The sequence below is a fragment of the Desulfosporosinus sp. OT genome, assembly GCF_000224515.1.
Lineage (GTDB): Bacteria > Bacillota > Desulfitobacteriia > Desulfitobacteriales > Desulfitobacteriaceae > Desulfosporosinus.
Genome location: NZ_AGAF01000131.1, coordinates 1 through 11,880, shown reverse-complemented (window position 1 = coordinate 11,880; position 11,880 = coordinate 1). Strand labels below are relative to the sequence as shown.

Genomic DNA, 11,880 nt, shown 5'->3' with positions numbered 1-11,880 from the left:
GGGCAGGTACTATTGTTCAATACAAGGCAGTGGATCACGGTTTTACGTTGAGTCAACCAGTTATCTTTTTAACTAATGGAAACAGCGCCAGTGCTTCAGAACTTCTAACAGCAGCGGTTAAAGATCATCAAAAAGCGACAATCGTTGGGACAAACACCTATGGGAAAGGGACAGTTCAGAGCATGTTCCCTCTTTCAAACGGCGGAGTACTGAAAATGACAGTTGATCACTTCTATTCCCCACTTGGGCATGAAATTGACAAAATGGGTGTCAGCCCCGATGTGGTGATTCAACAAGCAGACTCAATTAAAGCAGCGGAACTGATGTTATCTGATTATCCAGTTGCCCTTGCAAAGGGTAGAACAACAGATTACTGGGAAGCTTGGGGAGAACTTCAAAACTCTGACTCATTCAGTGCAACGCAGACAACAGAACGTTATCCCTTTTATTATCCGGGTTATCGCAAGGTCAGTGAATTATCTGGGATTTCGCTGGATAAGAAATTCGCCGTGCACTTTTCTGGGGTAGTCGATTGGCAAAGCGTAAATAACACCAGCATCGAGATGATTAATAGCAAAACTGGCGAGAGGACGCTTGCGAAATTTGAACCGCTTGACCAATCCAATGTGCAAATGATTCCGCAGGTTGCCTTGACCCCGAATACAACATACTGGTTGGTCATCCATCCCACGGTCTGTGATACCTCTGGCCGTGCTCTGCAAGGGGGAGGCTTGGTGGTTGTGCATACGATTCAAGAAGAAGAAACTGAGGGCACAGCGAAGATTCAATCCGTTATGCTTAATGATCGGGAAAGTGAGAGAAAACCGAAAAGCGTGCGTAATCCAGACTATGGTTGGGCTATAATGAATTGATTATCTCAAGTGCTTTCCGGATCTAAAGCCTTGGAAGGAGCCTAAAGAAATCTTGGCGAATTTAGGAGGGATTACCGTGTTTTTTGGATTGAAGTTCAAGAATAAGAAAACAGTTAAAGAACTTCGGAAAAACCAGAACCTTACAGCTATGGAACTTGCAGACAAACTTAAATTAGATACAGTAGACATCCTAAAAATCGATGATCGAAGGCTGAGGGATATTGCAGAACCGCTGAGAAGCAAACTCACACCGATTCTAAGGGGCGATTATATGGACAATATGACCTGGCTTTAAATCTTTAAACAGTTAATTGTCCATGCTTGTCAACAAGTGCAGAAGGGTCGAAAAGGAAGGCCTCCGAAATCAACTTCGGGGGCCTTCCTTTTTTAGGGCTGTTGCTTCCCATAATATTTGAATCTCTAATTTAAATTGTATTATAAATCGAAATCCTTCTTGTCAAGATTATCATAATATAGCCTAACGGGGCTATAATCAGGCGTATAATTTTCAATAGTATCAAGAGGATAGTTGTCGTCTAAATAAAGAGTAGTTAAATTTATGAAATCTTTCAATTGTGAAAAATCCTTAATATAATTATCAGATACATCAAGATAGGTGAGTGAGGTTAAACCTTTTAAAGCAGTTAGATTCTGCAGGTCTGTATTATGCAACTTCAAGGTTTTTAATTTCGTGAGCTTTGTAAGGGGGGGAAGTTTAGTTAAGCTATTATTACTGAGGTCAAGGGTTTTTAGGTTAGTTAAATACTCTAAGCCAGTTAAATCATCGATCCCTGAACTTCTGACATTTAAGGAACTAATATTAATAACATCGCTTCTGTAGATTGTTTCATCATCGTCTTTGCCTACTTTATCCGCAATAGCTTCTTTCAGGTTTTGATCTGGAAAGTCTATTTTGGCATCTTCAGAAACTTTAAGTGTTAAGGTTGCCGTTTGGGTTAAGCCCTCAACTTTGCCTTTGAATGTGTAAGTGCCGGTCTTATTTAAAGTTACGATATTACTGCTCCAGGTAACGGGGTAATCTTTTGAACTACCATCGCTCATTGCCGCCATAACCGTATCAGGAAGACTATAGGAGTCACCAAGAATCACTTCAGCTGAAATAGGGGTTATTTTCGAGACACTGGGATAGACTGTCAATTTTAAGTAGACGTGACCACTATAGTTATTGATTGTTCCTTCAAATCTATAGGTTCCTGTATGTAGGGTATATACAGAGGAAAGACTCCAGGTCACAGGTACTGATTGAGATAAGCCGTTGGTATCTGTAACCATTACTGTCTTCGGAGGTTCATATTTTTGCTTTTCTTCAACGCTGTCACGGACATCCTCAACTGATTCAATCTGAGCGGGTAGTTCAGGGAGAGTCGATTCTGTTGCGGCGCTGATGACACTATATCCGCCTAAAATATTGAATTGAGAAATAATGTTGGAGTGGATGAAGGCAAGGGCTGAGTACGGAATCGTATCACCCTTAAGTAAGATTAGGGGGTTCTTCCCCTTTTGGGCTAAAGCCGAGGCAGTGAGAGCGTCAGGAAACAACTCACCGGTTGCTAAATAAACTGTGTCTAAATCAAGACTACTCACAAACCGTGTGATTAGGTTGATATTCCTTTCGTAAGGGTCTGCTCCATTAATAAATTCGTAATTAGGGAATTGGCTTACCACTTGGTCACTTATTTCATTATAGCCTTTGACAATGTAACTAGTGGGTATTTTGCTTTTGCTTAGGAACGCCTTTTGTGTAGAAGTAAGATCATTGGGCGGTACCAGTATTATAGGCATCTCATTGGTTGCTGCGATGGGAGCTATGGACAAAGCATCTGGAAAATCTAAACCAGTTGTCACAAAAACCCCTTTACTTAGACCGACTTGTTTAGCTACTAGCAGAGCTGTTTCATAACAATCTTGACCGGCTATCCGCACTGAAGTGATATTCAGCGCGGATAACTCAGCTTCTACACCTTTAGAGATTACTGCATAGCCACCGATAATGAAGACTTTTTTAACTTTAAGACGTTTTAATTCTTGAGCAGTGTCCTCATTTAGATTATAGGAGCCTGTCAATAGAATTGGAGCATCGTATTTGTGAGCTAACGGCCCAGCACTCAAGGCATCGGGGAAATTTTGTCCGTAGGCAAGAATTGCTGAATCAGCACCATCAGGCCAGCCATTTTGACTAACGGCAACTGCAGTTTGATATCGATCATTGCCCGCAATTCGGTTAATAGAGGTAGATGCGCTAGCTGAAGGTACATCAGCCAATATTATAAAACTAAAAATAAAAAATAATAAGAAAAAGCATTTTCTTGCAAATCTCAAAATCAATTCCTCCTTTATACTTACTTTCTCTAAATATCGACTGAAATCCTTCTTTTAGTAGAAGAAATAGCCCTTCCCTAAGACAGGATTTTGTTAGAACTTATGATTTAGGACATCTCATCACAATACGAAGGGAGTAAATCTAAATATTGATCAAAGGTTTCCATATCTCAAGTAATGTGGTATAATATATAGTTGAGTGCCACAAGCGTCTATTGCCTCGTTGGCGAAACTCACGCGCGATCGCGACATGTTCTGTACCGCAGTTATAGACAGAGAACTTTTCTGTTTCGGCAGTTATAGATAGAGACGCAATTGGAAAACTTATAGAATATGACCAAACAAAAAGGAGAATGAAAGTATTGGCGACATTTACAGACTTAGGATTAAGTGAACCGATTATTCGATCGATTATCAACATGGGGTTTGAAGAAACAACCCCTATCCAAGAAAAGACGATCCCCACTGCGCTAGAGGGTAAAGACCTGATCGGGCAGGCCCAAACTGGAACGGGGAAAACGGCGGCTTATGGGATTCCCTTGGTGGAGAGAATTTTGCCTCAAGCCGAACAAATCCAAGGAATTGTACTGGCCCCCACTCGAGAGTTAGCTGTCCAAGTGGCTGAGGAGTTAAATAAGATTGGGCAGTTTAAACGGATTCATGCCTTACCTATTTATGGAGGACAAGGTATTGATTGGCAGATCAGGGCGCTTAGGAAAAGGCCTCACATAATTGTAGCAACTCCGGGGCGTTTGATGGATCACATGAGGAGGAGAACGATTCGCCTGAATGACATCAAAATTGTTGTTTTGGATGAAGCCGATGAGATGCTGAACATGGGATTTTTAGAAGATATCGAAACAATTCTGAAAGAGATTCCAGAAGAGCGTCAGACTTTGCTTTTTTCGGCTACCATGCCTAGACAGATTCAAAATATTGCTCAGAGGTTTATGAAGGAACCAGAGCTGATTAGTATTAAAGCGACGGGAGTTACTGTTTCTGATACTGAACAACATTATGTAGAAGTATCAGAAAGACTAAAATTCGATGTGTTATCCCGCATTTTAGACATTCAATCACCGGACTTGTCTATTGTTTTTGCCCGTACCAAGCGGCGGGTAGATGAACTTTCTGAAGCTTTGAGTAAGCGTGGTTATTCAGCGGAAGGAATTCATGGTGACCTTACCCAGAGCAAGAGAGACAGTGTCTTGAGACAGTTTAAAGACGGAACGATCGAAGTTTTAGTTGCCACTGATGTGGCTGCCCGGGGACTGGATATTAGCGGAGTGACTCACGTCTTTAACTTTGATATTCCACAAGATCCTGAAAGTTACGTTCATAGAGTAGGCCGAACTGGTCGTGCGGGAAAAACAGGCTTAGCCATTACGTTAGTCACCCCACGGGAGATAGGTATGTTAAGACTTATCGAATCGGTTATTAAGCGGCGGATTGTCCGTAAGCCTATTCCGACAATTATCGAGGCGGTGGAAGGTCAGCAACGTCTGACTATGAATGAGATCCTAAGAGTGATTGCAGAAGAAGATATTGAGAAATATAAAGGGGTAGCAGAAGAGTTGCTGGCAGAAAATGATTCTGTGACTCTTTTGTCCGCTGCTTTGAAAATAATCACCAAGGAACCAGAAGCTGTCGAGGTCCGCTTGACGGAAGCGGCACCAGCTCGGGTGCGAAGCATGGGTAATAACCCAAGACCTCAACAGAGGAATTATAACCGAGATGGCTACGGACAAAAAGTTGATACTTGGGCTCGGAGAGGGAAAGGCAACGATGTTCGTGGAGGGGCCGGAGCTCAAAGAGGTAGGGACAGTAAGAGAAACGGATAAGAAAACTCCTATCGGATAAGAAACAATTCGGAGAGAAAGGTGTTCATGCCCACCTTTCTCTCTTTCTCTCTTTTTATCCACTGACGATATTTATCTTGAAGAGGTATTCTCTCAATGGTATAATTTTGAAGAAAGGTGGTGTACTGATGGAGAAAGAGATCAAAGAAATGCTCGGGCTTATACTGAATAAACTGGACAGACTAGAGTCAGAGATGAATGGATTGAAGTCAGAGATGAATGGATTGAAGTCAGAGATGAATGGATTGAAGTCAGAGATGAATGGATTGAAGTCAGAGACGAACGGATTGAAGTCAGAGACGAACGGATTGAAGTCGAGACAAGATGAAATATTCATGGTGGTTAAGGCAATAGAACATAATAGTGAAGTGCGTGGGGCAGAAATTGATAATTTCAAGTATAAGGTTCACCATGTTGAGGGGACTTTAAATGCCATTGGGGATGTAATTACAACACGGAAGGCGATTTAATGATGCATAATATAATACTCGAGCATATAAAAATGTCTTCTTTGTTCAAGAGGGCATTTTTATACGTTCAAATAGCTCTTTAATCATAGTCATCAACTAGAATTTTTACGTGGGTCCGAAGGTAAATGCTTAAATCCGTCGAATCTGTAATATAAAGTTAGCGCGATGAGAGTGGAGGCTAGATCTGTGATTTATGAAGTATGTACACTTGTGGCCACCATCATTTTAGGGGTCCTCGGTATTGAATTAATGCTGTGGATTCGCTCGGTCCGGAAACTCACGAATGAGGCAAAGCTTACCATGCAGAATTTGAATGCTCATTTGCCGCATCTCCTTCAGGATGCCCAAGCCGTAACCACTGTTGTGAGACAGACTAGTGAGCAAGTGGGCGGTACAGTGAGTCAGGCCGCCTGTGGTCTTGAGGAACTACAAAGGAATCCATTGCACTTTATTAAAGTCTTTTTTGAGGCAGTTAAACAAGTGATGGACCTATGGCATGAAATTCGTCAACGGAAAAAGGAAGCCTCGGACCGCTAGGAGCTGCGGTAGGGACTTCTCTTTTTCATGGGAGAAAATGCATTATTGTTAAACGAGATTTTAAAGTATTTGAGGAGTTATTCGGCTTCAGCACAGGTTTGGAGAGAATTTTCTGGTTGTGTTGTGTAACTGTGGCGATAGTGATAAGAATAGTAGTCTTAAATTCTCTGGGATTCTTGAATAAAGGTTTGGAGCTCCTTGGCTAATTTTTTTCCTTTATCTATCAGATCTGTGCCCTGTTGTTTCAGAGTCTCGGCAGGATGGAATGTAACGTCCTCGACGACGTGTTCTATGATGCTGTCCTGAATTCTTTGACGCAGAGCCTTCTCACTTTTTGGCACGAACTTCAGGCCAATGACCGCCCCAGCGAGGCCTCCAACGAAGGCTGCCGCGGCAACGGCGCTCAGGCTAGCATACCGCTGGGTTCTGGGCGTTTTTAACATGTGATCCTTCCTTTCTCTTTAATAATGTGTTTTAATTTATGCTATCATATTATTCCTGAAAATTATAAGTTGCTCGTGACGTTAATTGCCCGAGATTATTATTTCATAGGATTAGTAAAAGAGGATTGATTTCGATTGAGATACCCTGTACAACTTAGCTTAAGTGTGACCGAACGGTCAGTTTTGAGTGGAGTGGCCTCATAGCTTACACTTATAGAGTGTGAGTTATGTAATGCTTAGCCATCGAGTAAATATATAAATTAAAGTGGGGGAAAAGAACGTTGAAAAAGAAAATGGGGAAAAGGGTCCTGATCCTACTCGCAGTACTGTTGGTGATGGTACTTATAGGGCGTGGGCTTATGAGTAAGCCAGTAGTAACTCCGGTGGAAGAAAAATATATTCCGGTGGAAGTGGAAGCTGCCGCGAAGAAGACACTCATAAATACCGAAATCTTAAGCGGAAAAGTTTCTTCTGATACTGATGTCGCTGTAATCCCAAAGGCCTCAGGTAAAGTTGAGTCTGTCAACGTTAAAGTAGGAGACATTGTTAAAAAAGATGCAATTCTCTTCTCACTCGACGCTTCCGATATGAGAGATACATATGAGTTGGCGGATGCCAGATATCAAAATAGCAAAGATCAATGGGAAGCGGCCAAATCTTCCCTTGAGCGTACGCAAACTCTTGCTGCAGAGAAGATTGCTAAAGCTCAACAGGATTTAGCGAATACAAAGGCCCTTTTTCAAGCTGGTGCAGTATCAAAGGATCAACTTGATCAGGCTGAGCTGGCGGTCAAGGAGTTAGAATCAACTTATGCCAGTCAGATTGAACAGTTGGAAGTTCAGGCCTCGGACAGCACTCTCCAGCTGGCTCAAGTTCAACTCACGCAAGCCAGGGAAGCTTTAGATAATGCCGAGGTGACGGCTCCGGTCGATGGGATCGTTTCCCAAGTCAATGTTACGGTCGGAAATACTGCTTCAATTGGGCAAGCGGCGATGAACCTAACGAATACCAATAGTCTTTATAGTTCGATCGATGTGGCAGAAAATATTGTGAATCACTTGGTCCAAGGTAAAGAAGTCCAGGTTACCGTTCCCTCAGTATCCGAGAAGAGTTTCATTGGAAAAATCGATCATATCAGCCCTTCTGCAGATCCAAAGACTCTGCTGTTCCCCGTTAAAATTATAATGGAGAATTCCGAGGGCTTAATCAAGCCCGGTATGTTTGACAAGGTTGAGCTCACGACTGAGGAGAAGGCGGACGTTATGGCTACTAAAAGTGAAGCCGTCGTTCTGAAAAACGGAAAGACCGTTGTTTATGTTGTCGAAGGGGATAAAGCTGTCGCCAAAGAGGTTGTCACGGGCCTGGATACGGGGGTGGATATAGAAATCCTCAAAGGTTTAGCCCTTAAAGATCAGGTGATCGTCAAAGGGCAAACCCTCGTTGATCAGGGAAGTAAAGTCAAGATTGTGGGAGGGGACGCGTCTTGAAGTTAGCGGAGGTTTCGGTCAAGCGCCCGGTCACGATCATTATGGCGATGCTAATTATCATTCTTTTGGGTAGCATTTCTCTATCCCGTCTTCCGGTTGATCTCTTGCCAAAAATTGATGTTCCAGTTGCGATCGTAGTGACGGAGTATACTGGCGTAGGCCCCGAGGAAATAGAGAAGCTTGTCACGGACCCTATCGAGGGAGCCGTTTCCACTGTGGAAAATATTGATACGGTGACTTCTACAACGACAGAGGGACGCTCGATTGTTATAGCTCAGTTTAAGAACGGAACGGACATGAATTTTGCAGCTCTGCAAATGCGGGAAAAGATTGACCAGGTGAAGCGAGCATTGCCTACGGATGTTGAGGCACCGATGGTTATGAAGATTGACCTGGGATCGATGCCCGTTGTTCAAATGTCCCTGTCTGCCAAAGATGCAGATCTTGCTAAGTTGCAGTCGATTGCTGAAGATACTCTTAAACCCCAGCTTGAACGAGTTGCGGGGGTAGCTTCTGTCACCGTCACCGGCGGATATGAAAATGAGGTTGAAATTAAAACCCATCAGGAGAAAATGAAAGGGTACGGGCTAACAAATGATACTTTAGCCCAAATTATTGGAGCGGAGAACCTCAATGCTCCAGGGGGAGAGGTACAGAAAGGAACACAGGATTTAACCATTCGGACAACGGGTGAGTTCCAATCCTTGGATGACATCAAGGAACTGTTGATTCCTCTAGCTGGTGGAGGGCAAGTCCGACTGAAAGATATTGCGGATGTGGGTCTAGAACATAAAAAAATCACCGCGATTTCCAAAACCAATGGGGAAAAAAGCATCAGTATCTCTATTCAAAAACAATCCGGGACAAACACGGTCAAAGTGGCCGACGATGTCAATACTGCCCTGGAAAAATTTAAAAAAGACTATCCTAATCTCAAGATTGATACCGTGATGGACCAGTCCGTTTCCATCAAGCAATCGATCAATACCGTGAAAAATGAAGCCCTTCTAGGTGGAATTTTAGCGATTGTGGTACTTTTTATCTTCTTCCATAATATTCGAACAACCTTTATCACTGCCACGGCTATTCCGATTGCCATGATGGCGACCTTTGCCGTACTTTACTTCGCTGGAATCACCATCAACATGATGACTCTCGGAGGGCTGTCTCTGGCAATGGGACGTTTAGTAGATGACAACATTGTGGCATTGGAAAATATTCATCGTCATCGACAATCGGGATACACCAAAGTCGAGGCAGCAATGAAAGGGGTTTCGGAAGTCGGGATGGCAATTTTTGCTTCTACCTTGACGACCGTTTCCGTCTTCCTGCCCATTGTTTTTGTCCAAGGGGTTGTGGCTTCGATTTTCCGAGAATTAGCTCTGACGGTTAGTATATCCCTTGCAGCCTCGCTCCTAGTTTCGCTGACTTTGGTTCCGGCGCTATCTGCGAAGATCATGAAAGCGGAGGGAATTCCGGAGGGACGTCGGGGTCTGAACGGGGTAGTTGACCGTTTCAGTCGCTGGTTCGACCGGCAATTTGGACGCATTGAGGCCAGTTACCGTAGATTTTTACATTATGGCCTGAATCATCGCAAGACGGTGGTCTGGGTTTCAATTCTACTCTTTATTCTTTCCAGTGCTTCAACGGTTAAGTTGGGTGCGGAATTCATGCCAGCGAGTGATACGGGTCAATTAAGTATTAAAGTGACGCTACCGGATGGTGCGCAGCTTCAGGATACGGAAGATGCCGTTACGCAAATAGAGAAGAAGCTGGAAGGCATCAAAGAGGTCAAAACCGTCTTTACCCAAATCGGGACTAGTGGGGGACTTTCCATCGGAGGGGATAGCCCAAATACTGGTTCAGTTAGTGTGCAACTGACAGATTTAAAATCTCGCCAGCGGAGCGTCGGACAGGTGAGTGATGAGATCCGCTTGCTGACCAGAGACCTGCCTGGTGCGGAGATCAATGTTACAGTTGGAGATAACATGCAAATGGGAGGTTCTACGACGCCGGTAGATATTGCGGTCAAGGGAGAGGAACTTGATCAGCTGAAGAAAATCGGCATGGATATCCAGAGTAGTGTGGCAGCTGTCGATGGGACCCGGGAAGTCAAAACGAGTATGACTGAAGGGATCCCGGAGGTCCAGATCAAAATTAATCGTCCGAATGCTGCGCAATTCGGCTTAACCGCTGGTCAGATCTCTCAGGCCGTAAAGGGGACGATCTCTGGTACAACTGCAACACGTTATCGTTATGAGGGAACAGAAATCGATGTCGTGCTGAGCGGAGATGAGACGTTTAAGTCCAGCCTGGCTAACTTAGAGCAGACCCCGATCCCCACGGCTACAGGCATTACCGTTCCGCTCAGTCAGGTTGCTCAAGTCACGTTAGATCGTGGTCCGGTGATGATTGACCGCACAGGTCAGACCCGCGTGGTTCATATTACCAGTCAGATCATGAACCGGGATTTAAACAGCATAACTACGGATATTGAAGCTAAATTAAAGGCATACAAGATGCCCGCCGGCTATACCTATGAGGTGATCGGGCAAAATAAAGATTTGGTGGACTCGTTTAAAGATTTGGCGCTTGCCTTAGTTCTGGCGATTATCCTCGTCTACATGATTCTCGCCTCTCAGTTTGAATCCTTATTACACCCATTTACGATCATCCTATCATTGCCTATGGGATTCTCAGGGGGGATGCTGGGGCTATTCATCACTCGCAAAACCTTAAGTGTGCCTTCGTTTATCGGTTTGATTCTCTTAATTGGAATTGTAGTCAGTAATGCCATCGTTCTAGTGGATTACATTAATAAGCGCAGAGAACGGGGCGAGGAACGGGAAGAGGCTATTGAAAATGCCGGGCCGATTCGCCTACGACCAATCGTTATGACCTCGCTCGCAACTGTCCTGGGCCTCATCCCTATGGCCTTAGGAATCGGTGAAGGTTCCGAGACAATGGCCCCGATGGCAGTAGTGGTTATTTTTGGGCTTGCACTTTCTACGGTGTCAACCTTATTGCTTGTACCCGTTATCTATACGATTTTTGAGGATATTCGGGATTCTAAGAAGCGAAAAAAGAAAGAGAAAATAACTGAGTTGAGTACAACGCACTCAGCATAACTGCGAGGTTCGATGCTCGAGGTTCGAAGTTCGTACTTTGAACCTCGAAAGAGGTCTGAACATAATGTATTCTGTTTAAAGGAGATGATATTTATCGGGGCTAGAGAAGCAAAACAAATAGACATCCTTCAAGCTTCAATTCGGGTTTTTTCTAAGCACGGCTTTGACGGTGCGAAGATGGAGTATATCGCCAAAGAAGCGGGCATTGGTAAAGGCACTGTTTATGAGTATTTTGAGAGTAAGGAACACTTGTTTGAAGAAATATTAAAATTCAGTGTTAGAGAATTTCATCTCGGGTTGAAAGCTTGTATGGATCAGGGGGAAACCATTGAGGAACGACTTCTCAACTACTCTCGCTATAATGTGGAATTCCTGAATAACCATATGGATATCTTCCAAATAGCGATGCAGGTTAATATACTTTCTCAAGAAATCCGCATGCAGCTCATTGCGGAGCGAGAGGTTATCTGTGAACAGATCATAGATTTAGTTAAAGCGGCTAAAGCAAAAGGGGAATGTCGAGCAGACCTCGATGAAGAGTTAGCGACCTTCTGTATTATGGGAACACTGGATGAGTTTAGCAAGAAAAGGGTTTTTTGCAATCGGAGTCCTCTGGAGGAAATTGATCATCAGGCGATCGTGGTTATGGTGCTCAAGGGGCTCAGAGGATTGCTGTCTTGAAAGAAAGAGGCAGTTCAAAATGAACTTGCAAGAGCAAATGCACAAATCAGTAGCCCCGTAAAC

The 11,880-nt window shown here is 43.7% G+C and carries 10 protein-coding genes; 8 read left to right on the top strand and 2 right to left on the bottom strand.

The window, feature by feature from the left end; translation table 11 throughout:
- Both DOT_RS12200 and DOT_RS12195 read left to right on the top strand, forming a co-directional pair.
- Window positions 1-872: S41 family peptidase (locus DOT_RS12200; RefSeq protein WP_009618883.1), on the top strand; the 872-nt coding region annotated here is incomplete at its 5' end.
- 76 nt (window positions 873-948) lie between these two features.
- Window positions 949-1,167, top strand: a complete 219-nt coding sequence (locus tag DOT_RS12195) for a hypothetical protein (protein ID WP_009618882.1) — start codon at window positions 949-951, stop codon at window positions 1,165-1,167.
- Window positions 1,168-1,307: 140 nt separating this feature from the next.
- On the opposite strand, the gene DOT_RS12190 is transcribed toward DOT_RS12195, so the two are convergent.
- Window positions 1,308-3,212, bottom strand: a complete 1,905-nt coding sequence (locus DOT_RS12190) for a cell wall-binding repeat-containing protein (protein WP_009618881.1) — start codon at window positions 3,210-3,212, stop codon at window positions 1,308-1,310.
- Between the two features lie 362 nt (window positions 3,213-3,574).
- Between DOT_RS12190 and DOT_RS12185 the strand changes: the two genes are divergently transcribed.
- The 3 genes from DOT_RS12185 to DOT_RS12175 all read left to right on the top strand — a co-directional run bounded on the left by DOT_RS12185 (window position 3,575) and on the right by DOT_RS12175 (window position 6,078).
- Window positions 3,575-5,053: a DEAD/DEAH box helicase gene (locus DOT_RS12185; protein WP_009618880.1), complete on the top strand. Its 1,479-nt coding sequence runs from the start codon at window positions 3,575-3,577 to the stop codon at window positions 5,051-5,053.
- A gap of 146 nt (window positions 5,054-5,199) precedes the next feature.
- Window positions 5,200-5,541, top strand: a complete 342-nt coding sequence (locus DOT_RS12180) for a hypothetical protein (protein ID WP_009618879.1) — start codon at window positions 5,200-5,202, stop codon at window positions 5,539-5,541.
- 186 nt (window positions 5,542-5,727) lie between these two features.
- On the top strand, window positions 5,728-6,078 hold the full coding sequence (locus DOT_RS12175; protein WP_009618878.1) for a hypothetical protein: 351 nt from the start codon (window positions 5,728-5,730) through the stop codon (window positions 6,076-6,078).
- 158 nt (window positions 6,079-6,236) lie between these two features.
- On the opposite strand, the gene DOT_RS12170 is transcribed toward DOT_RS12175, so the two are convergent.
- Window positions 6,237-6,521: a YtxH domain-containing protein gene (locus DOT_RS12170; RefSeq protein WP_009618877.1), complete on the bottom strand. Its 285-nt coding sequence runs from the start codon at window positions 6,519-6,521 to the stop codon at window positions 6,237-6,239.
- Between the two features lie 281 nt (window positions 6,522-6,802).
- Between DOT_RS12170 and DOT_RS12165 the strand changes: the two genes are divergently transcribed.
- The 3 genes from DOT_RS12165 (at window position 6,803) to DOT_RS12155 (ending at window position 11,817) form a co-directional block, all read left to right on the top strand.
- Entirely contained in the window at window positions 6,803-8,008 is a 1,206-nt protein-coding gene (locus DOT_RS12165; RefSeq protein WP_139024198.1) for an efflux RND transporter periplasmic adaptor subunit, read from the top strand.
- A complete protein-coding gene (locus DOT_RS12160) occupies window positions 8,005-11,136 on the top strand; it encodes an efflux RND transporter permease subunit (RefSeq protein WP_009618874.1) in 3,132 nt (1,043 codons plus the stop codon). The genes DOT_RS12165 and DOT_RS12160 overlap by 4 nt, the downstream gene beginning before the upstream one ends.
- Before the next feature lie 84 nt (window positions 11,137-11,220).
- Window positions 11,221-11,817 (top strand): TetR/AcrR family transcriptional regulator, encoded by a 597-nt coding sequence (locus DOT_RS12155; protein WP_009618873.1) that lies wholly within the window; start codon window positions 11,221-11,223, stop codon window positions 11,815-11,817.
- The last annotated feature ends 63 nt before the right edge of the window (window positions 11,818-11,880 follow it).